Annotated in this window: 22 protein-coding genes and 1 tRNA gene; 14 read left to right on the top strand and 9 right to left on the bottom strand. The window is 66.1% G+C overall.

Translation table 11 applies throughout. The features are described from left to right. Positions 1-572 precede the first annotated feature (572 nt). From K254_RS0109645 to K254_RS24815, 7 genes are all read left to right on the top strand, one after another. Complete coding sequence (locus K254_RS0109645) at positions 573-983, top strand: cupin domain-containing protein (protein WP_231391805.1); 411 nt, start codon at positions 573-575, stop codon at positions 981-983. A gap of 263 nt (positions 984-1,246) precedes the next feature. Next, entirely contained in the window at positions 1,247-1,609 is a 363-nt protein-coding gene (locus K254_RS22685) for a cupin domain-containing protein (RefSeq protein ID WP_026555185.1), read from the top strand. 68 nt (positions 1,610-1,677) lie between these two features. After that, positions 1,678-2,058, top strand: a complete 381-nt coding sequence (locus K254_RS0109655; RefSeq protein ID WP_051389029.1) for a cupin domain-containing protein — start codon at positions 1,678-1,680, stop codon at positions 2,056-2,058. 406 nt (positions 2,059-2,464) lie between these two features. Beyond that, positions 2,465-4,609: a choline BCCT transporter BetT gene (betT, locus tag K254_RS22690; protein ID WP_331271232.1), complete on the top strand. Its 2,145-nt coding sequence runs from the start codon at positions 2,465-2,467 to the stop codon at positions 4,607-4,609. 176 nt (positions 4,610-4,785) lie between these two features. Beyond that, positions 4,786-5,373 carry a TetR/AcrR family transcriptional regulator gene (locus K254_RS0109665; protein WP_081709996.1) on the top strand — a complete coding sequence of 196 codons (588 nt, stop codon included), beginning with the start codon at positions 4,786-4,788 and terminating at the stop codon, positions 5,371-5,373. A 324-nt stretch (positions 5,374-5,697) separates the two neighbouring features. Then, positions 5,698-6,159 carry an SRPBCC family protein gene (locus tag K254_RS0109675; protein WP_026555188.1) on the top strand — a complete coding sequence of 154 codons (462 nt, stop codon included), beginning with the start codon at positions 5,698-5,700 and terminating at the stop codon, positions 6,157-6,159. Between the two features lie 101 nt (positions 6,160-6,260). After that, positions 6,261-6,860, top strand: a complete 600-nt coding sequence (locus K254_RS24815) for a hypothetical protein (RefSeq protein ID WP_155848494.1) — start codon at positions 6,261-6,263, stop codon at positions 6,858-6,860. Here K254_RS24815 and K254_RS0109685 read toward each other — a convergent pair. Continuing rightward, complete coding sequence (locus K254_RS0109685) at positions 6,857-9,649, bottom strand: PEP/pyruvate-binding domain-containing protein (protein WP_026555189.1); 2,793 nt, start codon at positions 9,647-9,649, stop codon at positions 6,857-6,859. The genes K254_RS24815 and K254_RS0109685 overlap by 4 nt on opposite strands. 123 nt (positions 9,650-9,772) lie before the next feature. Between K254_RS0109685 and K254_RS25935 the strand changes: the two genes are divergently transcribed. Beyond that, positions 9,773-9,910, top strand: a complete 138-nt coding sequence (locus K254_RS25935) for a hypothetical protein (protein WP_196810904.1) — start codon at positions 9,773-9,775, stop codon at positions 9,908-9,910. Positions 9,911-9,944: 34 nt separating this feature from the next. On the opposite strand, the gene K254_RS0109695 is transcribed toward K254_RS25935, so the two are convergent. From K254_RS0109695 to K254_RS22700, 5 genes are all read right to left on the bottom strand, one after another. After that, a complete protein-coding gene (locus K254_RS0109695; RefSeq protein WP_026555190.1) occupies positions 9,945-11,057 on the bottom strand; it encodes a sulfite oxidase in 1,113 nt (370 codons plus the stop codon). 50 nt (positions 11,058-11,107) lie between these two features. Continuing rightward, on the bottom strand, positions 11,108-11,599 hold the full coding sequence (locus K254_RS0109700) for an SRPBCC family protein (protein WP_026555191.1): 492 nt from the start codon (positions 11,597-11,599) through the stop codon (positions 11,108-11,110). Continuing rightward, positions 11,596-11,964, bottom strand: a complete 369-nt coding sequence (locus tag K254_RS0109705) for an ArsR/SmtB family transcription factor (protein ID WP_026555192.1) — start codon at positions 11,962-11,964, stop codon at positions 11,596-11,598. The genes K254_RS0109700 and K254_RS0109705 overlap by 4 nt, the downstream gene beginning before the upstream one ends. Before the next feature lie 116 nt (positions 11,965-12,080). Beyond that, the gene (locus K254_RS0109710; RefSeq protein WP_026555193.1) at positions 12,081-12,593 is read right to left on the bottom strand and encodes a universal stress protein; all 513 of its coding nucleotides are present in this window, start codon (positions 12,591-12,593) and stop codon (positions 12,081-12,083) included. A gap of 124 nt (positions 12,594-12,717) precedes the next feature. Then, a complete protein-coding gene (locus tag K254_RS22700) occupies positions 12,718-13,737 on the bottom strand; it encodes an NAD-dependent epimerase/dehydratase family protein (protein ID WP_051389031.1) in 1,020 nt (339 codons plus the stop codon). A 110-nt stretch (positions 13,738-13,847) separates the two neighbouring features. Between K254_RS22700 and K254_RS0109720 the strand changes: the two genes are divergently transcribed. Next, entirely contained in the window at positions 13,848-14,609 is a 762-nt protein-coding gene (locus K254_RS0109720) for a class I SAM-dependent methyltransferase (protein WP_026555194.1), read from the top strand. Between the two features lie 107 nt (positions 14,610-14,716). Here K254_RS0109720 and map read toward each other — a convergent pair whose 3' ends face one another. Next, positions 14,717-15,487, bottom strand: a complete 771-nt coding sequence (gene map, locus K254_RS0109725) for a type I methionyl aminopeptidase (RefSeq protein ID WP_026555195.1) — start codon at positions 15,485-15,487, stop codon at positions 14,717-14,719. Positions 15,488-15,546: 59 nt separating this feature from the next. Here map and K254_RS0109730 point away from each other — a divergent pair, with 59 nt between their 5' ends. Beyond that, positions 15,547-16,227, top strand: coding sequence for a DNA alkylation repair protein (locus tag K254_RS0109730; RefSeq protein ID WP_026555196.1), 681 nt, complete (start codon positions 15,547-15,549; stop codon positions 16,225-16,227). 7 nt (positions 16,228-16,234) lie between these two features. Here K254_RS0109730 and mptB (K254_RS0109735) read toward each other — a convergent pair whose 3' ends face one another. After that, positions 16,235-17,842 (bottom strand): polyprenol phosphomannose-dependent alpha 1,6 mannosyltransferase MptB, encoded by a 1,608-nt coding sequence (gene mptB / locus K254_RS0109735; protein WP_051389032.1) that lies wholly within the window; start codon positions 17,840-17,842, stop codon positions 16,235-16,237. Between the two features lie 230 nt (positions 17,843-18,072). Here mptB (K254_RS0109735) and K254_RS0109740 point away from each other — a divergent pair, with 230 nt between their 5' ends. After that, positions 18,073-19,380, top strand: coding sequence for a glycosyltransferase 87 family protein (locus tag K254_RS0109740; protein WP_026555198.1), 1,308 nt, complete (start codon positions 18,073-18,075; stop codon positions 19,378-19,380). Positions 19,381-19,408: 28 nt separating this feature from the next. After that, complete coding sequence (locus K254_RS0109745; protein WP_026555199.1) at positions 19,409-20,668, top strand: glycosyltransferase 87 family protein; 1,260 nt, start codon at positions 19,409-19,411, stop codon at positions 20,666-20,668. 138 nt (positions 20,669-20,806) lie between these two features. Here K254_RS0109745 and mptB (K254_RS0109750) read toward each other — a convergent pair whose 3' ends face one another. Further along, positions 20,807-22,381 (bottom strand): polyprenol phosphomannose-dependent alpha 1,6 mannosyltransferase MptB, encoded by a 1,575-nt coding sequence (gene mptB / locus K254_RS0109750; protein ID WP_026555200.1) that lies wholly within the window; start codon positions 22,379-22,381, stop codon positions 20,807-20,809. A gap of 181 nt (positions 22,382-22,562) precedes the next feature. Here mptB (K254_RS0109750) and orn point away from each other — a divergent pair, with 181 nt between their 5' ends. Both orn and K254_RS0109760 read left to right on the top strand, forming a co-directional pair. Next, entirely contained in the window at positions 22,563-23,159 is a 597-nt protein-coding gene (gene orn / locus K254_RS0109755) for an oligoribonuclease (protein ID WP_081709998.1), read from the top strand. 192 nt (positions 23,160-23,351) lie between these two features. After that, positions 23,352-23,427, top strand: a tRNA-His gene (locus tag K254_RS0109760). The last annotated feature ends 149 nt before the right edge of the window (positions 23,428-23,576 follow it).

The raw sequence follows: 23,576 nt of genomic DNA on the forward strand, positions 1-23,576 counted from the left end.
TCATGCGGAACATCAAGTGCTGCATCGTCAGATAATTCCAGCGGACTCTGTCAAAAAAACCCGCCCCAATCGGCAGCTTGACAAACAGAGAAGCATCCCAGGAATCATGCCGTCGTCTTATGGGCGGCATCATCGGGTGACGAGCCGGTTTCCCGGACATTGGGTTTGCACCCATTCCTCTAGGGTCTGGTTTCCAAGGGCGGAATACTGGCCCTGGTTGTTGTACCCGTGCACCCGTCGGAACCGATCGAGGGCCAGTGTCCGGGTGCTGCGGATGGACGTGCGTTCCTACCGTTTCATGATTATGACCCCACCGGAGATGGGCCTGCCGTCTACCTTCCTATCATTTGCGGGTAGGGGCAACGCTCATACGGAATGGTTTAAACCACCCTTTTGGGTGGGCTTCTGCGTGCACGATCCTGCCTAATATGACAACACGAACAATTGACATGAACATTGGTTCATGTCAATGTATTGGCAGTTTCGTGACCTGCATCACGCCGAGGCAAGGTCATGTGAATTTACCCGGGCATGCCTCCACGCAGATGCCCACTGAAGGAACGGTTAAAACTATGGCCACCACCAGCACAGAGTCCCCGTCACTGACGACGGGTGAAGAGATCGATTTCTGGCCGGCGACATCCCTGCCTCTCATGAAGGACGAATGGCCGCGGCTGCGCTGCATGTTCATCAACGCCCTCCCTGTAGGGGCATGGGACGACTTCATCCTCTCGGAGTGGGATCTTCGGGCCTGTGGCTGGGAGGACTTCCACCCCCACACCGAGACGAACTTCGTGCTGGAAGGCGAACTCCATATCCAGACCGAAGGCAAGACAGTCATTCTGAAGCCGGGCGATTCGGCACGGGTCAACCCCGGACGAACCGGCCGATACTGGGCGCCGGACTACGCACGCATGGTCACCATCTACGGCCCCAACCCCCATGGCCTGGAGTCGCACTCCTTCCGCTACTTCGAACTCTGAGCCCTGACATATCTCCGCCAGGGCACGAGGTCCATCCTTGCTCCTCCCAACCGCGCTCAAGAACACTCGTTGCCTGCGTCCCCTGGGAGCCTTGCCCTCTTGTCGACGTGACCTTGACGATGCCTTGGCCGTTGGCCAGCCAACAGGTAGACCAAGCCGCCCATGGCGTGGCCGGTGAAGCGGCCCTACGACAACCGGTGCGCAACTAAAACAAAATCCACCATCGGCAGAAGCAACCGATAGTGCACACGAAAGGAAAAACAATGGCCCAGAAGACAGCCAGCATCTCCGCTCAACTTATCCGCGATGCAGTAAACATTACAGATCTGGACGATTGGGGCCCTTGTCCTGAAGCAACCGGACAGCAGATGGACACTCGTGGACGCTACCTGTGGACAGACGAGAACGGCACTGACTCTGGCATCTGGGAATGCACCGCAGGGCCCTCCCGTTGGGTCCTTGAAACCAACGAATTTGTACATGTTCTTTCGGGCTCGATGACAATCACCCCGGACGGCGGCGAGCCCGAGTTCGTAGGTCCCGGAGACACGATCTTCATCCCCCGGGGTTGGAGCGGTGACTGGGATCTGCACGAGACTCTGCGCAAGCTGTACGTGATCTTCTGACCAGGACCGCTGAAACGGCAACTACGCCCACGATGAATCATTTCCCAACGATATTCACAGGAGAGACCATGGAAACCACCCTCGTAGGAACACTGAGCAAGGCCGGATCCATCCACAAGGTTGAAGGCGGCTACATCGGCCTGCCGTCGATGAACGAGCCCGGCACGATCGCGGCCATCGGCGACTCCCTGCACAACCCCGAAGGATCGGTCATGTGCGCCGGATTCTTCGAACTGAAGGCCTCCGAGCCGCTGGTGTACACGTACACCTACGACGAGATGAAGGTTGTCGTGCAGGGTGAATTCATCCTCACCGACCAGACCACTGGAGAAGTGACGCACGCCAAGGAACGCGACGTGCTGTTCTTCCCCAAGGGCACCACGGTCAAGTTTGAGACCCGTGACTACGCCCTGGGCTTCTTCGCCGGCGACCGCACCTTCGCCCCGTAAGACCCGCCATGCACACCGCGTCCATGCCCTCGGCACCAGGCACTTGCTGGGAATCGCCAGCTCGGTCCTACGGCCTTGGCGTGGGGCATACCTAGCGCAGTCGAGTGAACTGCCGGGACCAGCCTTGGGGGAGGCAATAATCGCAGCACTTTCCAGAAGGTTTTGACGGATATGCCCACGCCCCAAAACTACAGGTGAATCCGACTCCTGGCGGCAATCGGTTGGATACTCTGGTACAAGGGGAACCCTTTGGGCCCTCTGTTGCTGAGGGCAACCGGTTGTACGCTCCGGTGCCGAGGGCAGCCTCGGCACCGGGCTCTATGGTTGACCACCCAGGAAAGTTCGCGAACACCACAATGACGTGCTGTGCTTCATGCAGCTTGGACCAAAAATTGGAGTTGGACCCTTGAGCACCACCATCGACAAAGCCCCTGTCACGCAACCCCCCAATCTCACCAAGGACAGCGGACCCAAGGTTAACTGGCGCGTATTCATCAGCGCTGCAGTCATCGTTATCGCCTTCTCGATCTGGGCGATGGTGATGCCTGCCAACGCGGAAACCACCATGACAACGGTGACGGGCTGGATTGCGCAGAATCTCGGCTGGTTCTACGTCCTCACCGTCACTGTAGTGATCGGTTTTGTGCTGTGGGTTGCGCTGTCCAAAGTGGGTTCGGTCCGGATGGGCCCGGACCACTCCCGGCCGCAGTACAAGCTCTTCACATGGGTGGCCCAGCTGTTCGCCTGCGGTGTGGGAATCGACATGCTGTTCTACTCCGTAACGGGGCCCATCACCCAATATATGCATCCCCCGGCAGGGGAAGGCCAAACGGCGGCCGCCGCCCAGGATGCAGTGGTGTGGACCATGTTCCACTACGGAGTGGCTGGCTGGGCCATGTATGCGCTCCTCGGGATGGCCATGGGGTACTTCGCCTACCGGTGGGGCATGCCGCTGTCGATCAGGGCGGCCCTGTATCCGCTGCTGGGCAAGCGCGTCAAGGGTGGCGTCGGTGATGCGATCGACATCGTCACCTTGGTGGGCACTGTCTTCGGCGTGGCCACGGCAATGGGAATAGGCGTGGTTTTGCTGGACATTGGCTTCTCCATAATTTTTGGTCTGGAGCAGGGCCTGGCCCTGCAGATCGCGCTGGTGATTGTCGCCGTCGTGCTGACCATCGCCGCGTGTACGTCCGGCGTTGACAAAGGAATCCGTTGGATCGCTGAGCTGAACATCTGGGTTGCCGCGGCCTTGCTGCTGTACATTCTCGTGACCGGTCAGACTTCGTTCCTGCTCAATGCCCTCGTGGAGAACATTGGCCGCTTTGCCGTTACCTTGCCCGGCCGCACCCTGGAGACGTTTGCCTACGATGCGGGCGGTTCGGATTGGATGGCCGGCTGGACCCTGTTCTTCTGGGCCTTCTGGCTTGCCTGGGGCCCGTTCGTTGGGCTGTTCCTCGCACGCATCTCCCGCGGCAGGACGCTGCGCGAGTTCGTCATCGCTGCGATCACTGCCCCCGTGCTGTGCGATTTCCTGGTAGTGAGCATCTTCGGCAACAGCGCCATGCACGAGGTCCTCGGCGGCAACACCGAGTTCGCCCAACTCGCCATAGACAGCCCGGAACGTGGCTGGTACGCACTGCTGGAAATGTTCCCCGGGGCCTCTTTCCTGATCGGATTGGGCACGTTGTCCGGCATGCTCTTTTACCTCACCAGCGCCAACTCGGGTGCCATGATGATGTCCAACTTCTCCTCCACCATCCGGAATGCGTCGCAGGACGGCGCCAAATGGCTGCGAATCTTCTGGGCCGTGCTCACCGCGCTGCTCACCATTGCGATGCTGGTGGCAGGCGGCGTGAGCACCATGGAGCACGCCACACTGATCTTCGCCCTGCCGGTGACGATCATCGCCTGGCTGGTGATGGCTTCCTTCGCAAAGGCGCTGCGGACGGAGCGGGCCGAACGTCTGGGACAGTTTCTGCGTCGTCAGCAATCGGCCGTGCACGCCGGCCACGTGCCGGACCGCACCTGGCGTCAGAGGTTGGCCGGGATTCGGTCGTACCCCGCAAAGAAGGAACTGGCCCAGTTCATGGAACACACCGTGCAGCCGGCCCTGGCCGAGCTAGTCGAGGAATTCGCCAAGCAGGGTTACCACGCCTCCCTGGACATCATCCCGAACGAATCCACCGGTATTTCCAGTTACTCACTGGCGGTTCCTATTCCGGACCATCGCGACTTCCTATACCAGGTCGAGGCGGTTGAAGCTCCGGTGCCAAGGTTTGGTGGGCGGGTGACTTCCAAGCCTGAGGTCTACTACCGCGCGGAAGTCTTCGCGCAGACCGGTTCCGAGGGGTACGACCTGATGGGCGTAACCCACCAGCAAGTGATTGACGACGTCCTGGGCCGATACGAGGGCCACGTGGGCTTCTTGACCTACTTGAGCCAGCATGACTACGCCTCCGTTCTCACCCCGGCGGAAGAGCCGGCCATGGGTTCCATCGCGGGTGTGGCGACAGCGCGAAGCGGCGACAGCGCGGCTGGCGCCAAGGGGTGACCCGGCCAGAAATGAGTTAGATCCCGTGGCGCGGGGTGGCTGTCGGTGGTGGACGAAGAATTCGTCCACCACCGACAGCCAATTAAGTTTTCCTTCATGGTTGATTTAAGGCTGCCGCTAGCATGTAAGCAGCTGTCCCTATCGGGCCGACGGCAGGAGACTGGGGGAAGTGGGCCATGCGGATACCCGCAATTGAACGAAAAGAACAACTGATTTCAGCAACCGTGGAACTCATGAGGCGAGAAGGCGTCCAGTCGGTGACGATGCGGGCCATCGCCAAGGAAGCCAATGCCCCCCTGGCCACGGCACACTATTGCTTCAGCAACAAGGACGAGCTCATGGACGCGGCCGCCGAAGCCTGGTTGAAGAACCTGAACCGCTTTTCCCACGACGTCCCGGTCCATGCAGGGCTCCGCAGGGCCGTGGAACAGGTCGCCGAAGGCTACTGGCGGGCCCTGGAGGAGGAGCCCGCGAGCCTGCTGGCCGAGATCGAACTCATCCTGTGGGCCACCCGCAACGCCGCCACCAGCCCGCTGGCCGCGAAAATCTACCCCGCCTATGAAGCGGAGCTGGGAAGCATCTTCTCCTCCGCAGCCCAGGGCGGCGGCGGCGGGTGCCTGCTGGGCATCGATACGCTGGTGCGCTCCTTTTTGATGATCTACGACGGCGCGGCCCTGCAGTACATGACCGGCCCGGCGGCTGCCGACCACCGCGCCACGTTCTTCATGATGGTTGACGCCCTCCTGATCAAGGCCGGCGTCTAACGCTCCACCGGCGGCCCTCACCGTGGGGGATGTCACCCGTTCCCGGTGAGTCTGTGGGACGCCTGTCGGAACTCTTCAACCGCCGCAACGGAGGCGCCGCCGCAGATTTCCGCGCCGGCGGCCGCCAAAGTGCGGACGATGGTCCGGACCTCGTGGGCTCGCATCCAGTCATTCACAGCGGCCAGACCCTGCCCACCAAAGGCGAGCCCAAGCCGATCTCGTTCATGATCAGCACGTCGGCGCCGCGCAGCTACGCATCATCCCCATCCGTTAAGCCGTCCACAGCCAAGAGCCAATGTCCGCCACCGGCCATATGATAAGCGCATGTCTTCCTACACAGTCACTCGCAATGCACTGATCCCGGCACCCGCCACCGAACTTTTCGCGCTCGTCAACAACTTCCACGAGTGGACCAAGTGGTCGCCGTGGGAAACCGTCGACCCCAACATGGACCGCACCTATTCCGGTTCGCAGTCCGGCGTCGGCGCCAAGTATGCCTGGTCCGGCAACAGCAAGGCGGGGTCCGGAAACATGGAGATCGTCAAGGTGTCAGAGCCCGATTCGATCAGTATCCGGCTGGAATTCACCAAGCCGTTCAAGGCCGTCAACCCCACCGTCTTCACCTTCACGCCCGAGGGCTCCGGCACCCGCGTGACGTGGACCATGACCGGCGAGAGCAAGGGCATCGCCAAGATCTTCGCCCTCTTCATGAACATGGACAAGATGGTGGGCAAGGACTTTGAAAAGGGCCTGGCCCAGCTGGCGCAGGCCACGGCGGCCAAGTAGCCACCGCCGGCACAGCGCCGCAACCACCGTGAAGGAGGCCTTTGACACCTTGGTGCCAAAGGCCTCTATGCGTCTTGACCGCGCCCGAAAAAGGGCCTGCAATGGACGTAGTGGAAGGACCCGAGATGCTGGAGTTCACGGCAGTTGCGGCGGTCACGGCCCTGACGGTGTGGGCCGTGGCAGTCAAGGGTGTCCGGCGGCACGACATGGACGGAGCCTTCTGGTTTGGCTTCGCAGGCCTCTGCGCGCTGGCCCCGGCCATCCTGCCGGCCGCCGCCAACAACCCAGGAACCGTGCCAGTGCTCCTCGCGTGGGGCGCTCTGGTTTCCGTAGCCACTCTCCTGCTTCTGCGTCGCCACGACAGGCGTTCCCGGCAGGCCGGACTGCTCGCAGCCGAGTCGACGGTGCTGCACGCCCTGGCCGCCCGGCACGACGCGGTGATATCCCGCTGGCACACCTATGAACTCGACGTCGGCAGGTGCATCGACTTCCCCGCCATGTCGGATGTCCGCGTACCTGAAACTTCCGCCCTGGTCCGGGCGATGGCCGAGGCGGCCAGACTTCGCCCGGGCACCAGGATCCAGAACCCCGGCGCCGCGCCCGCCTACGGCGCGGCCGTCGAACGTCTGGAAGAGGCGTTCAGGACGGCCGAACGCGCCGCCATCGGGGCTGCAGCCGACGACGGCGGCACACTGCGCTAGTCCGCCAGGCGCACCGTGCCGGCGCCGCCGTCAACGTCCATGTGGCGCCCCGTGTCGATCAACGACGTCGCATCCGGCACCCCCACCACGGCGGGGATGCCGTATTCACGCGCCACCACTGCGCCATGGGAGTTGGCACCGCCCATTTCCATCACCAGACCACCGGCCGTCAGAAACAAGGGGGTCCACCCCGGGTCCGTCGATGGCGCCACCAGGATCTCCCCCGGTTCCAGCCGCGCACCCACGGGGTCCAGGATGACGCGGGCCGTGCCGGACACTGTTCCGGCCGACGCCGGAGTCCCCCGCAGCTGCCCCGGCTCGGTCTGTGCCGCATCGCTGCCTGTCCCGGGAACCGCCTCTGGTTCGGTGCCATCGGAGAGCAGTACCCGGGGAATGTGCCGCCGGCGCAGCTCCCGGGCGTACTCGGCCTGCCGCTCCTGAACCAGCTCCCTCAGTGCGGCGCCGCCATCCGCGGGAGGGCCGAATCCGGCGCCGGCCTCGGCAAAGCCCAGGAAGAAGATGTCCTCAGCCGCCGCCAGGATGCCCCGTTCGGCCAGCAGAACTCCGGCGCGCAGCAGGTCGCGCCGTGCCGCATCGAACGCCACAATCAGCAGGTACTTGGGCTGCTCGCGCAGCCCGCCGAGCAGCCGGGCCCGGCGCAGCGCGCCCTTGGCCACCGCCGCCGGCAGCGGACCCTTCCGCCGGGCCCGGGCCACCAGTTCCGCGGCCATCGCCTCGCCCGCCCGCGCCGACTCGGCAAACTTTGCCTCGGGCGCATCGCCGGGGCCCAGGGCCAGGTAGCCGGCCAGCACACCCAGAATGTGTCCGGGATCCTCGGACCAGCGCGGCAGACCGACGTCGATCTCCCCCACGGCACGGTGGCCGTATTGGCCCAGGAAGGCGGACAACCCGCTCTGCAATGAGGCGGGCAGCCCACCTTCCAGATACGCTCGTGCGAGGTCGGCCGCGGGCGTGCCGGCCAGCAGGTTCTTGACGGCGTCGGCGTCGGGTCCGTCCCGAACATCGGCGGCAAGGCTCCACAGCTGGAGGTCCATCTCGGTGGTGGCATTGTTGGGCAGCCCGCGCATCACCGCCTGCAGCTCGCCGGGCTCGGCGATGCCGCGCAGCAGCCGCTGGGCCAGCCCGGCCATGGCGAATCCCCCGGCCGGTGCCGGAAGAATCGAGGGCAGCACCGGAAAGACATCCTGCTCGAAGACCTGCCGGGCACGCGCCAAAAGGCCCGGTCCGTCATCGGGGGACGGCCGGCCGGTCGCCAAGCGCGCCCGGAGCTTCCCTTCAAAGGCGAGCGCATTCTCCAGCGCAGCCTGCGGGCGGAGCACCACCCGGGCCAGCCCCGCCGGCACCCGGTAGGCTGCGGCAATCCGGCCCACCCGCCGCAGCAGCGGGAGCGCAGAGCGGGTGGTGATGGAAAAGCGCTCGTCCTCGAAGAGCCGCCGGAGGACGACGGCGGAGCGCGCCTCCATGACACCCAGCACCTTGGGGGCCAGCACCCGGCCCACCTCACTGCGCACCACAGTGGTGGCATCGATGTAGACGCGGCCGCCGGCCACCATGAAGGGTGACGGGCCGTCAAGGGGCTCCGGTACGGAAAAGCCCGCATGGGCGGCGATCGAGGCGCCCAGCAGTTTCATGCCCGCCAAACCCATGGGCGTCAGCGGGCGGGTGAGCCCCTGGGCCAGGCTGAAGCAAAAGTAGGCGCGGACCTGATCTGCCGGTGCATCATCGCGGCGGGCCGGCAGCGGGTAGAGCGTGGTGATGGCACGGGTCTGGGTGAGCCACAGCCTTCCGTCCGCGTCCAGGGCCCATTCGGCATCCTGCGGCGCGCCGAAGTGTGCCTCGAGCCGCCGCGCCAACGCCGCGAGTCCCTGGATGTGTGAGGTCCCTAGGCACAGGGACGCCGGGTCCGAGGCACCGCTGAGCCGCTCGGTGCCGCCGCCCGGCCTCGGCCGCACCTCCCATTGCCGACGCCCCACGGTGCTGGAGAGGATGCGCCCACTGCCGCCGTCGGCCACAATGTGGTCTGGATCCACCATGCCGGAGACGACGGCCTCGCCCAGACCCGGGCTGGCATCGATGACCAGCTGCCCCCTGGTCCCCGTCACGGGATTGGCGGTGAACAACACGCCGGCCACATCGGCGGGGACCATCAGCTGGACGACCACCGCCAGTGCCGCACTGGCCCCGTCAATGCCATTGGTTGCACGGTAGGCGACGGCGCGGTCCGTCCAGAGCGAGGCCCAGCATCGGCGCACAGCATCCAGGACGGCATCAATCCCGACCACCTGGAGGAAGCTGTCCTGTTGGCCGGCAAAACTGGCGAAGGGCAGATCCTCCGCCGTGGCCGAGGACCGCACGGCCACCGGAGCATCCCACCCCGGGGCGTCGACGCCGTCGACCGCGCCGGTAGTGCCGTTCCGGCTGGCGGCGCTGGTGCCGGATAGGGCCGAGTAGGCGGAGCGGATCTCGACGGCTGCGGACTCGGGGATGGTGGCACCGGCGAGCAGGGTGCGGGCCCTGGCCGCCAACTCCTCGCGCTCCGCACCCGAAGCTTTGGCGATCGCCTGGGCCACCTCCCCCAGCCCCACGTCCCCCGCCGCCAGCCGATAGGCCCCGGTGGTTACGCAGAATCCCGCTGGCACGGGGAACCGGCCCCGCAGCATCTCGCCGAGGTTGGCGGCCTTGCCGCCCACCTCTTCCAGCATGCCGCCGTGGACCTGGTCCAGATCCACAACCACCGTCGCAGGGAGGGCACCGCCGTTAGTCGCCATGACCTCAGAATAGACCTGCCTCAGGGGCACGCCAGGGGCCGTGACGGACCGGCTTGGAAGGCGCAGAATGGAAGAACGGGCCGCCGAAGCAGCGGCCCGGCATGACGAGCCGAAGGGGACCCAATGACCAGCGTTCCAGCACACGAGGAACACATCCGCGAACACAGTGAGGAAGCGGCCGAAGGAACGGACGGCGCCGACCTCCCCGAGATCCGGATGCACTCGCAGGATCCGGCCGAAGGCGCCGACGAGGACGCCTAGCCCGCAGGACTGGTGCAGTGGCGGGCGGCGCCGCTCAGCCCAGGGACCCCGCCGCCACGACCTCCACGTCGAAGCGTTGGACGGCGGTGTTGCCCATGCCCTGGGCGTTCCACTCCGGCTCCAACGGCTGCGATGCGCCCGACGCGTCCCAGGCCCGGCACGCCAGCGAGTGGACGCCCGGGGTTGCAACCCACGGGAAGCTGAACCCATGCCAGGCCCGCGGTCCAATGGACGGTTCCAGCTGCGCCCTGGCCCAGCCGCCGTCGACGGCGACGTCCACCCGGGCCACGGGCGCGCTGCCCGACCACGCCCTGCCCCTGAGCATCACCGGCCCGGCTTCCAGCAGCCGGTTGCGCGTCAGAAAGTCCGGCACGCCGGGTGGGGCCAGCAGCGAGCGCACGCGGATCCGCTGTACAGGGGTGCCCGGATCGCCGTCGTCATGCTGGTAGCGGTAGGCGATGGCCTGCTGGTAGCCCAGGAAGGGCGTCCGCACCGCTTCAATGGAGCGCAGCCACTTGACGCTGGCCATGCCGTACCAGCCCGGAACCAGCAGCCGCAGCGGGAAGCCGTGGGCCGGGGGCAGCGGCCGCCCATTCATTTCATAGGCCAGCAGTACATCGTTGCCGAGGGCGTCGTCGATGCTGAGGCTGCGCTGGTAATGCTGCGCCACCCCGCCCTGCACGCCCTGGTCCGCGCCGGTGAAGACCAGTTCGACGGCGTCGTCGGCCAGTTCCGCTTCCGCCAGCAGCGGCGCCAACGGTGTGCCCGTCCATTCCGCCGTCCCGAAGGCCCCCAGATCCCAGGGTTGGCTGATGGGCCGCGGATCCAACCGCGAGCGCCCGTTGCCGGCGCACTCCATGGTGACGGTGATGGTCCGGCTCGGGCGGACCATCAGTTCACCCAGGGTCAGTTTCAGGCGGATTCCGACGGCGCCGCCCACCGAGAGCCGCCAGTCGAAGGGATCCAGCTGGGGAACATCGAAGTGGACCAGCAGGTAGTGCATTCCGGGCGGGGTGATCGGCCAGCGGAGCGACTCCAGCGGGGCCGCGTGGTTGCGCGAAGCAAGCTGGAGTTCCTCGCGTGTGATGGGACCGGTGCTCGCGGACTCGGGTGCCGTGCCGCGGACGCGGTTCTCTAGTGCGCCCATGGCGCCAGTGTGGTCCGCGTCCGCGGGGGTGTCAAGGTTCCGCGGACGGTCTACGCGCCGCTGGCCACACCGGCCAGCAGTTCCTCCATGCGGTCGTAGCCCTCGGCCATGCCGCCCTCCATGCCGGAGGCGACCATGCCGTCGCGGTCTTCAACGGTTTGGTAGACGGCGTGCGTGCTCACCTTGGTGCGGCCGCCCAGATCCTCGAAGGTGACGCGCTCCAGGCTCACATGCCCCGGGTAGCCGTCGAACTCAAAGGTCTGCAGCATCTGCTCCCCCGGCGTGATGGAGTGGAAGACGCCCTTGAAGCCAAAGGCATTGCCTTCGGGATCGCGGTGGATGTAGTTCCAGCGGCCGCCCGCCCGGGGATCGAACTCCACAATCTCCATGGCCAGGTTCCGCGGCCCCATCCACTGGGTGATCAGCGCCGGATCGGTGTAGGCGCGGTAGACGGCGTCCAGCGGTGCATCCAACTCGCGGACGGTGTCGATGAAGGGGACGCCCGGCTCGGCGGTGATGGTGAGTGAGTTCTTGGTGCTCATTGCCCTGCCTCTTTTCTGGGTTCCGGATCCATGGCCGCAAGCAAGGTGTCCAGTCTCCTGAACTGTGCCTCCGCCACGAGCCGGTAGCTGTCGATCCATGCCGTGAGTTCTTCCAGTGCCGCCGGGGCCAGGTGGCACGGCCTGCGTGCCCCGTCCCGGCTGCGGGTAATGAGCCCGGCGGCCTCCAACACATGGATGTGCTTGGACACCGCCTGTTTGGTGATGGCGAAGGGTTCCGCCAACTCGTTCACCGTGGCCGGGCCCCGCGACAATCGTGCAATGAGTCCGCGCCGCACGGGATCTGCCAGGGCAAGGAATGCCCTGTCGAGCTGGGCATCACTCCCCCGGGCTGCTGCATCTGGCATTAATCAACCTTTTCGTTTATCAACCATTTTGTTGATTACTTAACCATGGTCCTGTTCCAGACGTTCGTCAAGAGGGTGCGGCACAGGATTTCCCCCGGCCGCGGGCTGTTGTGTGCCTAGCCGTGGTGCGGCTTGTGGACCACGCCCGGAATGGCCAGTACAGGCGTGTGCTGGGTGGTGGTGAGCTTGTGCACCACGGAACCGCCCACCATCTCTTCGGCCCTGGCCGCCAGTCCGGGCCGCCGGGTGCCCACCACTATCACCGCTGCGCCCACGGCCTCCGCCAGCCGGCCGATGGCCATGGCCCGGTCGCCGGCCACCACACGGAACGAGGCTTCCACCCCATGCTCCAGGGCCACCCGCGAGAGGAGGTCCTCCAGATCCTTGGCATCCTGGACCGCTTCGTCGTCGGGATCAAGCGTGGGGGCCAGCGAAAGGGGGTCGACATGCCCGCCAGGAGTCCACTCCAGCAGATAGCTGCTCGGATCGACAAAGGCACCAAGCAATGGCACCCCCAGAGTCGCTGCCAACTCGGCGGCCCGGACCACCACGTCCCTGCCCTGCCCCGGCATCAGCCCCACCAGCACGGGTCCGCTCTCGAAGGGTACGGGCGTGTACTCGGTCTCCATGGCGCTTGCCTCTCCGGTGTCGGTGGTGCTCCGATGAACTGGGCCGGGTGGCCGGAATCTCCTGCCTCCATTGTCGGCCGGTGCGGCCATTGGCGGAAGTGCCGGCGACGGCGGCCCGGGCTGCCTAGGGTTCGAACCAATCGCCGTCGGGCACTACCGACACCGGTGGCACCGGCGGACCGAACTCCGCCGTCGGAACCTTGATCCGGCCATTGGCGGCCAGCCAGCGCACGGACTCGGCGACGGCGGCCAGCGAGGTGTAGCGCGGTTCATAGCCGAGGATGGCATGCGCCTTGGCGATGCTCATCGATGGGCTGTGCGCCACATGGTCCAGGCTGGCGGCGGCATGCTCCGCCGTCGTGCTGTCCTCAAATCGTTGGAACGGGGCGAATGCCAGCACCGCACCGCGGCCGAACCACCCCGCCACCGCCTCGGCAAAGCCGCGGAGCGTGAGGGCCCGCTCGCTGGTGGTGTGGAAGCTCTGGCCGATGGCGGCCGGTGCCAACAGGGCGCGGTGGAAGGCCTGGGCGACGTCGTCGGCGTGGACGTGGTGGACGGTTTCCAATCCCAGCATCGGCACCACCACCGGCTCCCCGGCGGCGAGGCGCTCCCAGACGGACAGGTCGAAATTGCCCACGGGGTTCACCACCGGCCAGCCCGGACCGCAGATGTGGCCGGGGTGGAGAACGACGGCTGGGACCCCGCCGGCGTTGGACTGCTCCAGCAGATAGGACTCGATGGCCGCCTTCGCCATGCCATAGTCGTCAAAGGCATTCCGCGGGGCGTCCTCGGTGGCGGGCACCTCCGTGGCATGGCCGTGGACCCAGATGGTGCCGCAGGAGAGCAGCATGGCGCCGGTTCCGTGCAGTGCCGCCACCAATTCCCTGGCGGAATCTTCGGTGAAACAGAGGAGATCGACGACGGCGTCCGGCTCCAGGGCGGCGACCCTCGCGCCGAAGACACCTGCGGCATCCTCGGCGGCCCGGTCCACGGCGATGCGTTCCACGCCGTCCCAGGCCGGATCCGGATGGTAGGGGCCCCGGCGTCCTCGGCTGAGCGCCACCACATGGTGCCCGGCGGCCGCCAGCCGCGGCACGAGGTAGCTGCCAATGTGCCCGGTGGCACCGATGACCACAATGCGCATGAGACGTCCTCCCGGTCCGGGGGTGCTGCTGGTTGCATTCTCCACCACGGCAGGGAAACCGGCCATAGCCCAGCGGCCGGCTGCGGCGGTATTGGGCTAGGCTCGACGGCATGCCCAAAACCTTTGACCAGCTCATCGACGACGCCAACGCCGCCTCCGTGGATGGCTGGGATTTCTCCTGGCTGGACGGCCGGGCCACCGAGCAGCGCCCCTCCTGGGGCTACCAGCAGCAGATGGCGCTGCGCCTGGCCCGCGCCCGGGCCGCCCTTGACCTGCAGACGGGCGGCGGCGAAGTCCTCGCCGGTGCAAAGGAGTTCCCGCCCCTGATGGTCGCCACCGAAGGATGGCCGCCCAACATCGCCAAGGCGACGGCCTTGCTTCACCCACGCGGCGTGGCGGTGGTGGCCGATGAGGATGCCCCGCCGCTGCCCTTTGCCGACGGCGCGTTCGATCTGGTGACAAGCCGGCACCCCGTCACGGTGTGGTGGGACGAAATTGCCCGGGTGCTGGAACCCGGCGGCACCTACTTCTCCCAGCAGGTGGGCCCGGCGAGCGTGTTCGAGGTGGTGGAGTTCTTCCTCGGGCCGCAGAGCGAGGCCACCCGCCACGGACGGCACCCCGATCTGGCCCGGGCCGGCGCCGAGGCCGCAGGGCTTCAGATCGTCCAGCTGCGCCCCCAGTCGCTGGCCACGGAGTTCTTCGACGTGGGGGCCGTGGTGTACTTCCTGCGCAAGGTGATCTGGATGGTCCCCGGCTTCACTGTGGAGCAGTACATGGACAAGCTGAAGAGCATGCACCGGCACATCCAGGAGCACGGGTCCTTCACGGCCACCACCACGCGGTACCTCATCGAGGCCCGCAAACCCGCCTGACGGCGGCGGGCCGGGCGCATGACATGGTTCCCCTTTGAGGACGCATTCGTGGACGCGTCATCAAAGGGGAACTGCGTCCCAGCCTCGCTCGACCAGCGCGGGCCGGGCTACGGCAGGGTGAGGATGACCGGGCCGTCGGCGGTGATGGCGATGGTGTGCTCGCTGTGGGCGGCGCGGCGGCCGTTGGCGGTGCGCAGCGTCCACTCGTCGTCGTCATAGTAGTAGTCGTCCTTCTTCTTGCCCAGGATCAGCATGGGTTCAATGGCGATCACCATGCCCTCCTCCAGCTTGATGCCGCGGCCCGGGCGGCCGTCGTTGGGCACCGACGGCTCCTCGTGCATGCTGCGGCCGACGCCGTGTCCGCCGTGGTCCGCCAGAATGCTGTAGCCGGCGCGGCGTGCTTCGCCGCCGATGGCGTAGGCCACGTCGCCCATCTTGTTGCCGATCCGGGCCGCCTCGATGCCGCGGGCCAGGGCCGCCTCGGTGGCCGCGATCAGGGCCAGATCCTCGTCAGCGGGCGTGCCGACGACGAAGCTGATGGCCGCGTCGCCGCACCAGCCATCCACAAAGGCGCCGCAGTCGATGCTGACCAGATCGCCGTCGGCGAGCACATAGTCGGTGGGGATGCCGTGGATGATGGCATCGTTCACGGAGGTGCAGATGGTGCCGGTGAACGGCGTGTTGGCCCAGTGCGGGTGGTAGTTCAGGAAGGCCGGGGTGGCGCCGGCGTCGGCAATCACCGTCGCGGCGACGGCGTCGAGCTCCTTGAGCGTCATCCCGACGGCGGCGGCGGCCTTGACGGCGGCCAGCGCATTGGCCACCACCCGCCCGGCTTCGCGCATAATGGAAATCTCTGCTGGCGTCTTGATCTGGCCCACTGCTGCCCCTTGGTGTTGGTCTTGTGCTTGCCGTCCACTTTACGCAGTAGCCTTTCAGGGTGCTCAATCAACCCTTCCTCGACGCCCTGCGCCCGGCCCTGGCGGCTGCGGCCCTGCCCGAGAAGGCAGCGGGCATGGCGGCCTACATGAAATCGTCCCAGCCGTATCTGGGGGTGCCGATGCCCATCCTCCGCCGCACCGTCAAGGCACTGGTCCTAGAGCATCCTTTCAGCGGTGCCGGGCAGCTGCTGGACACGGCGGCGGCGGTGTGGCGGGAGGCGTCCTTCCGGGAGGAGCGCTACGTGGCGTCGCTTCTGGCCGACCAGAAGCTGGCCCGCGGCGATTTGGACTTCCTGCCGCTCTACGAGCAGATCATCTCCACCGGCGCCTGGTGGGACCACGTCGACGGCATCGCCGGACGCATCTGGGAGCTGCTGGAGGCACACCCCGGGCGGATGGGCCCGCTGCTGCGCAACTGGAGCGTGCACGAGGATTTCTGGTTCCGGCGCAGCGCCATCATTGCCCAGCTGCCCGCCAAGGAGGCCACCGACACCGCTTTGCTGGCGGAGGTGGTCGAGCCGAATCTGGGCGAGAGCGAGTTCTTTGTCCGCAAGGCCATCGGCTGGTCGTTGCGGCAGTACGCCCGCACCGACCCGGCGTGGGTGCTGGCCTATGTGGCGGCGAACCGCTCCCGGCTGAGCCCGCTGTCCACCCGCGAGGCCATGAAGCACCTGGGTTGAGGTGCCGTCAGACCCGCCGTGGATGCCGGAACAGGACGTGGGTCTTCTTGTCGAAGAACATCAGGTAGATGGCGAAGGAGAACCCGACGCCGATCGCCACACCGCGCACCACTTCCATGGGGATCCACTGGAAAACGCTCAGCTGGTCCGTGAGGGCAATCAGGGTGAAGAAGGCCGTCAGGTAGAACACCGTGCGCAGCTGCCATCCGTCGCCGATGCCCGTGACGGTGAAGAAGGCCAGCAGCCACAGCATGTACCAGGGCTGGATCATGGGCGCCAGCAGCACGACGGCGGAAAAGGCCCAGGCGGCCCGGCGGACCACCAGGGTGCCGTAGCCGCGTTCACCGAGGGCGCCGCCGTCCATCCGGCCCGTGAAATCAAGCCCCAAGGGGCCGGTGCGGACCGGGCGCAGCGTGAGCCACACGACGGCGAGGATGGACAGGACGGTGCCGACCTTCTGGATGACATCGATGAAGGGATCGCCCGATCCGCCGAACAGCGATGCACCCAAGCCCACGGCATGGCTCAACAGGCCCACCGGGGCGTACCAAATCCACACCGCGCTGGAGGTCTGCAGGGCACCCAGCCAGCCAAACCCCAGCCCGTTGACCATCCCGGCGGCGGCCAGCAGCCCCGTGGAAATGCCCAGAGTCGCCGCCCAGCACAGGAACTTCCGGCCCCAGCCCGCCCGGTGGCCCGCCCACAACAGACCGGCGAAGGGCAGCGCGATCAGGGTGATCGGCTTGATGGCGATCGAGGCCGTGATGAGGATGATGCCCAGCACCGGGCGCTTGACGGCGGCGTAGTAGATGCCGGCCACCACCAGGCCCAGCATCAGGGAATCGTTGTGCGCACTGGCGATGAAGTTGATCAGCACCACGGGGTTCAACGCCACCAGCCACAGCGCGCGGTGCGGATTCACACCGTTCAGGGCAGCCAGTTTGGGTACGAAGACCGCCAGCAGGACCACGCCGGCAAGGGCCGCGATCCGGAACGGGATCAGCGCGAGCTCCGGGACGCCGCCGCTGATGGCCACAGCACCCTGCTCGATCCAAAGCCACAGGGGGCCGTAGGGTGTGGGCGCCTCGGTCCAGAGCGTATCCGGCCCCAGCGAATAGTAGTTGTTCAGGGCCGAGATGCCGTTCGTATACGGGTCAAGCCCCTGCATCATCAGCCGCCCCTGGCCGATGTAGGCGTAGGAATCGCGGCTGAACAGCGGCAGGGAGAACATCATGGGCAGGGACCACATCCACATCGCCCGCATCAGCACGGGGCGCGAGTGGGCATCCCAGCTGCCAATCCGCTGGGCGAGCCGCAGCCAGGACCGCAGGAGCAGCAGGGCACCGACGCACAGCAGCACCGTGCAGATGATGACGGCGATGGGCGAGGTGCGCGCGATGATGAACAGCGGGGTGCGGATCAGGGTGCTGCTGCCGGCCAGCCAACCAACACCCGCCGAGCCAAGGACCATCAGCACAGAGCCGACGAATCCCTGCAGGATGGCCGTCCGGGCACCATTGGCGGCGCCGCCGCCCGGTGCATCAGAGCCGTGAAGCGCCTTGGGAGCAGCCAAGGAATCCCCCACTCCGCGCTTGCGCAACTCTGAGGTCACCATCAATTAGCAGTCCTGTCCGGGCGTCTTCCCTGGGCCGGCAGTACCCGCCGTCGTGATCATCTGGTATGGAATAGTGCCACTTTAGCACCGCAGCGGGTGTCGACCCGGTTCGTTTCGGCACGGCCAGACGGCGGGAAATGGGGGCTGGGATAGGATGGAACCGGCCGGCGCATGCCCCACGGCAGCCCGGCGAAGCCCTGTGACTGTACCTATCTGACAAGGATTCTCCCATTTCCACGGACTCATTTTTCAGCGCTCTCACACGGTTCCGCCGCCGGATCATTCCGGCCCGCGCCGAGGCCTTCCTGAACTCCCCCAAGGGCCTGCTGGCCGGCTTCATCATCATCCATCTGGTGTTTTTGGTGTTCTCGCTGGCCATCTCCCTGCGCGGGGAGGCCTTCAGCGACACCTTCATCTACCGCGAATGGACCATCGCCGGATTCAATGACGCCAATCTCAGCGGCGGCCCCAGCCCCTGGGTGTACCCGATCCTGGCCCTGATGCCCATGGCCGTGGCAGGCATTGCCGGCCCCGGACCGTTCTTCTTCCTCTGGGTGTTGATGATCACCATCCTCAACGGATTGGCCGTGGCCAAGCTCACCGATTGGGGGCGGAGCCAGCACGCCATCCGCGCCGCCTGGTGGTGGCTGGTGTTCGTGTTCATCATGGGCTGGCTCGGCTTCGCCCGGGTGGACGGCATCACCGCACCGATCGTGCTCCTCGCCCTGGCCTTCGGCGTCGCCCAGCCGTTCATCGCCGGCCTCCTGCTGGCCATCGGCACCTGGATGAAGGTCTGGCCGGCCGCCGTCATGCTTGCGCTCTTCACCGTAGTGAAGAACCGCGTGCAGGTGGTTCTCTCCGGCGTCCTGGCCACCGTCTTCGTCGTCGGCCTGGCCGCCGCCATGGGCGCCGTGCCCAAGCTGCTGGACTTCCTCACCCAGCAGGGTGACCGCGGCATGCAGCTCGAGGCCACCTTCACCACACCGTGGTTGTGGCTCTCCGTGCTCGGCATCGGGGATTCGCGCATGTACATGAACACCGACATCAACTCCATGCAGGTGGATGGCCCGGGCACCGCGTTCATGTCCTGGCTGATGCAGCCTCTGCTGATTGTCGCCGCCATCATCGTGGCAGCCCTGACGTTCTGGGCGCTGCACAACGGCAAGCGCACCGGCGGCGCAGACCGCACCGAGCTGCTGCTGGCCGGGTCCCTGACCATGGCCACGGCCTTCGTGGTGTTCAACAAGGTGGGCTCCCCCCAGTTCATGGTGTGGCTGGCCCCCGCCGTCGCCGTCGGACTGGCCCACAACTTCAAGGAATGGCGGGTGCCGGCCACCATGCTGATTGCCATCGCCGTGGCCACGTTCTTCGTCTACCCGCTGTTCTACGACGCCCTCAGCCACAACAACCCGCTCATGGCGCTGGTTCTCACCACCCGCAACGTGCTGCTGGTGGTGCTGTTCTGCTGGTCCATGCGGCGCCTGTTCCTCCTGGGCAAAAAAGAGCCCAGCGCCCACCTTGCGGCCAAGGAGTCCTAAGATTTCTGCAACGTTTTTTGACCGTCTGATCCGCCTCCGCAGCACGGTCCTGCCCCCTGCCGCCATCGACTGGTTTTCCCGGCCCGCCAGCGTCTGGTGGGGTTTCGCCGTCGTCCACCTGTTCTTTCTGGGCTGGATGGCCACGTTCTTTGTCCACGGCAACACCTTCTCCGATACGGAGCAGTACCGCCAGTGGGCCATGGACGGCTACAACCCCGCCGATCTGGACGGCAAAATCAGTCCATGGGTCTACCCGGTGCTGGCGCAGATTCCGATCTTCCTGGCCAACATCGCCGGGCCCAGCGTCTACCTGCTGGTCTGGACGCTTGTCATCACGGCCCTGAACGCCGTGGGGCTGCTGTTCCTCACCCGTGGCCCCCGCCGCACCAAGGGCATCGCCCCGGCGTGGTGGTGGCTGTTCTTCACTGTCTTCATGGGCTACCTCAGTTTTGCCCGGGTGGAGGGCATCACGGCCCCCATCGTGCTCATTGCCCTGCTATACGCGGCCGAGCGCCCGGTGGTGGCGGGCTTGCTGCTGAGCATCGCCACCTGGATCAAGGTGTGGCCGGCTGCCGTTCTGCTGCCGATCGTCATTGCCAGCCGCCAGCGCCTGGCCGTGCTGGCCACGGGCGCGGCGGTGACCGCTGTCGTCGCCGTTGGGACCTGGGTTTCCGGTGGATTCAGCCACATTCTGGACTTCCTCACCAACCAGGGCGAGCGCGGCATGCAGCTTGAGGCCACGTTCTCCACCCCCTGGGTGTGGCTGAGCGTGTTCAACGTGGGCGGCTCGAAGATTGCGGACAACGTGGCCATCAACTCCACGGAGGTCTACGGCCCCGGCGCGTCCGTGGCGGCCTTCCTGATGCAGCCGCTGCTGGTGCTGGCGGCCGCCGTCGGCGCAGCCCTGCTCATCTGGGCCCTGCGCCGCGGTGCCGAGCGCGAGGAGTTGTTCCTGGAGGGCGCCTTGCTGATGACGACGGCGTTCGTGGTGTTCAACAAGGTGGGCTCCCCGCAGTTCATCATCTGGCTGGCCCCCGTGGTGGTGGCCGGTCTGACCCACGACTGGAACCGCTGGAAGGTGCCCGCCGCGCTGCTGATGGGCATCGCCGTAACCACCTTCGTGATCTACCCGCTGTTCTACACGCCGCTGATCCACGCCAACCCGATCATGGCGGCGGTGCTGACCACCCGCAATGTGCTGCTGGTGGTGCTCCTGTGGTGGTCCATCCAGCGGACGGTGGAGCTGGGCCGCAACGCCAAGCCGGCCGCTCTGGCCGCCTCCGCCTAGCCGGCTCCGCCAAAGAGCCGCGCCAAAGACTACCGCGCCCCGCTGCCCTCCCCTTGTGGGATGGCGGCGGGGCGCGGTTCTTGGTTAAGGCGTGGTTTCCTCGTGCGGCTGCGGTGCCGTACTAGTCCACAGGCCGTCCTAGGACAGCGGCCTGCGGAGCTTGAACCATTGGCTGGGCGTGCCCTGCACCAACAGCCTGCGCGTGTGGATGTCCAGCACCAGCAGGTACACGGTGAAGGACAATGCCACGATGTAGGCCAGCGAGGACACCTGTACCTGCAGGTCCACGAAGGACCAGACGGAGAGCTGGTCCTGGGCGCCAAACACCACGAAGAACGTGATGGCGACGTAGAGCGACTTGATCTGCCAGTCGTCGCGGATCCCCGTCACGGCGAGGAACGGAATGAACCAGAGGATGTACCAGGGCTGGATGATCGGGGACAGCATGACGACGGCGGCAAACGCCAGCCCCAGCCGGCGCACCAGGTGAGAGTAGTCGCCGCGGAACATCAGCACCAGCACCAGGGCCATGCCTGACCATTTCATGCCCGTGCGCAGCCAATCGGCGATCGATCCGCCGGGGAGGCCGATCATATTGGCCAGGCTTTCCACCTGCTGCCCCAGGAAGCCCGAGGGCGAATAGCCCGTGTAGCCCGGCGTCGGATCCAGAATGGCCCAGGTCCAGCCGATGCCAAGGTGGTACGGAATTCCGCTGAGCACCAGCACGCCAAAGCTGATGCCCGCCGTCGCCGCCCAGAAGAGGAACTTGCGCGCCATGGTGGCGCCGGCCCCGGCCCACATGAGGCCCAGGAACGGCAGCAGAATGATGGTGATCGGCTTGATGCCGATGGACGCCGTCACCAGCAGGATGCCCGTGATGTGGCGGCCCGTGGCGGCAAAGTAGACGCCCGCCACCGCCAGTCCAACCATCAGGGCGTCATTGTGGGCGCTGGCCACGAAGCTGATCAGGAACAGCGGGTTGGCGACGGCAATCCACAGGGCGCGGCCGCCGCTGATGCCATGCAGCTCCGCCAGCCGGGGAACGAAGATGACACACAGCAGCACGCCGACGCCGGCCAACAGCCGGAACAGCAGCACCGAGGCATCGGGCTGGGCGCCGGTGATGCCGACGATGGCCCGCGCCAGCCACAGGAAGTAGGGGCCGTAGGGCGTCTTGGCCTCGGCCCAGGTGGGGTCCGCCCCCAGCGAGAACCAGTTGCTCAGGGAGCTGATGCCCTCGGTGTAGGGGTCCCTCCCCTCGAGCATCAGCCGGCCCTGGCCGGTGTACGCGTAGACATCCCGGGAGTAGATGGGCACCGCGAAGAGCATGGGCAGCGACCATGCGCCGACGGCGGCAGCCACCGACGTCAGGGAGCCGGGGCCCCAGTCCTTGAGCCGCTGGCCCAGCCGCAGCCATGAGCGGACCAGCAGCATGGCGCCCAGCGTCAGCAGCACCGTGGAGGTGGCGACGCCCCAGCCCTCGGTGCGCAGGGCGATGACGAGCGGATGCCTGACCATAGGGGACCCGTTGGCGATCCAGCCAGCACCGATGGACCCGGCAAACATCATTAGGGAGCCGATGAAGCCCTGCAGGATGGCGATGTAGGCCTTGGGCTTCCGGGCCGGTTCCACAGGTGCAGAGGTGGGGGCAGGGCTCGCCTCTGAGCGGGCGGAGTCTTCCTCCACCCGTCCCTGATCTTCGGACGTGCCCATGCGTAAACCGCCTGACGTCATGATTGTTCAAGTCCCTTGGATCCGTTGGTACAGCATTGCCGGAACAGGCCCTCGGGGCGGTTCAACGACCTCGCCATTTTAGCAGCCACCCCCCGGCCATTCCCCGCGGCGTCACAGTGTTATCCGCGTCTCACCGCCATGGTGGCGGTACATTTGTCCAGTGCCTATATCTAATGAACGCATTGTATGGATCGACTGCGAGATGACCGGGCTGGACCTGGAAAATGACGCGCTCATCGAGGTGGCCGCGCTGGTCACGGACTCCGAGCTGAACATTCTCGGCGACGGCGTGGACGTCGTCATCAAGCCCGAGCCCGCCGCCCTGGCGCAGATGAACGACTTTGTGCGCGATATGCACACCACCTCCAAACTCCTTGACGAGCTCCCCCACGGCATCACCATGGCCGAGGCCGAGGCCAAGGTGCTGGCCTACATCCAGGAGCACGTGCCGGATCCCAACAAGGCACCGCTGGCCGGCAACTCGGTGGGCACCGACAGGATGTTCCTGGCCCGTGACATGCCCTCCATCGTGGAGCACCTGCACTACCGGGTCATTGATGTCTCCACCATCAAGGAGCTCTCGCGCCGCTGGTACGCCCGCGCCTACTTCCAGTCCCCGGCCAAGCACGGCGGCCACCGCGCCCTGGGCGACATCCAGGACTCGATCAACGAGCTCAAGTACTACCGCGAGGCCGTGTTTGTGCCCGCCCCGGGCCCCGATTCGGCCACGGCAAAAGAGATTGCAAAGAAATTTTAGAAGTTCCTGGACCCGCTGAAATCCCTGTAAATACGGGGATTTCAGCGGGTTTTTTGGCTTCCGGAGCGGCCCGGAAACGGGCCTGACGGGCCCCGTGGCAGCCAAAGTGTCACGAGCACCCCAAAACTTCCGGTAAGCTTTTCTGCGTTGCCTTTTCCACGGAAGAAACGCCGGGGAATGCAAGGGCACATGGTGGGATTAGCTCAGTTGGCAGAGCGCCTGGTTGTGGTCCAGGAGGTCGCGGGTTCAACCCCCGTATCTCACCCCAAGGTTGGAAGGCATCACTCGCAAGAGCGCCGGACACGCAAAGGCCGCGCTGGAATTTTCCGGTGCGGCCTTTTGCGTGCCGGTCCGGTTTCTTGTCCAGTGGCGCACATCCCACCCGCACGGTGAACCAGCAGGACATTCGGATCATGA

The organism is Arthrobacter sp. 35W (genome assembly GCF_000482545.1).
Lineage (GTDB): Bacteria > Actinomycetota > Actinomycetes > Actinomycetales > Micrococcaceae > Specibacter.

Excerpts from the sequence above, each read along its gene's own strand:
- K254_RS0109665 (WP_081709996.1), top strand. The coding sequence starts at position 4,786 with ATGCGGATACCCGCAATTGAACGAAAAGAACAACTGATTTCAGCAACC.
- K254_RS22700 (WP_051389031.1), bottom strand. The coding sequence starts at position 13,737 with ATGCGCATTGTGGTCATCGGTGCCACCGGGCACATTGGCAGCTACCTC.
- K254_RS0109700 (WP_026555191.1), bottom strand. The coding sequence starts at position 11,599 with ATGAGCACCAAGAACTCACTCACCATCACCGCCGAGCCGGGCGTCCCC.
- K254_RS0109720 (WP_026555194.1), top strand. The coding sequence starts at position 13,848 with ATGCCCAAAACCTTTGACCAGCTCATCGACGACGCCAACGCCGCCTCC.
- mptB (WP_026555200.1), bottom strand. The coding sequence starts at position 22,381 with ATGGGCACGTCCGAAGATCAGGGACGGGTGGAGGAAGACTCCGCCCGC.
- mptB (WP_051389032.1), bottom strand. The coding sequence starts at position 17,842 with ATGGTGACCTCAGAGTTGCGCAAGCGCGGAGTGGGGGATTCCTTGGCT.
- K254_RS0109675 (WP_026555188.1), top strand. The coding sequence starts at position 5,698 with ATGTCTTCCTACACAGTCACTCGCAATGCACTGATCCCGGCACCCGCC.
- K254_RS0109705 (WP_026555192.1), bottom strand. The coding sequence starts at position 11,964 with ATGCCAGATGCAGCAGCCCGGGGGAGTGATGCCCAGCTCGACAGGGCA.
- K254_RS0109655 (WP_051389029.1), top strand. The coding sequence starts at position 1,678 with ATGGAAACCACCCTCGTAGGAACACTGAGCAAGGCCGGATCCATCCAC.
- K254_RS0109645 (WP_231391805.1), top strand. The coding sequence starts at position 573 with ATGGCCACCACCAGCACAGAGTCCCCGTCACTGACGACGGGTGAAGAG.
- K254_RS25935 (WP_196810904.1), top strand. The coding sequence starts at position 9,773 with ATGACCAGCGTTCCAGCACACGAGGAACACATCCGCGAACACAGTGAG.
- K254_RS0109685 (WP_026555189.1), bottom strand. The coding sequence starts at position 9,649 with ATGGCGACTAACGGCGGTGCCCTCCCTGCGACGGTGGTTGTGGATCTG.
- K254_RS0109710 (WP_026555193.1), bottom strand. The coding sequence starts at position 12,593 with ATGGAGACCGAGTACACGCCCGTACCCTTCGAGAGCGGACCCGTGCTG.
- K254_RS24815 (WP_155848494.1), top strand. The coding sequence starts at position 6,261 with ATGGACGTAGTGGAAGGACCCGAGATGCTGGAGTTCACGGCAGTTGCG.
- K254_RS22685 (WP_026555185.1), top strand. The coding sequence starts at position 1,247 with ATGGCCCAGAAGACAGCCAGCATCTCCGCTCAACTTATCCGCGATGCA.
- K254_RS0109695 (WP_026555190.1), bottom strand. The coding sequence starts at position 11,057 with ATGGGCGCACTAGAGAACCGCGTCCGCGGCACGGCACCCGAGTCCGCG.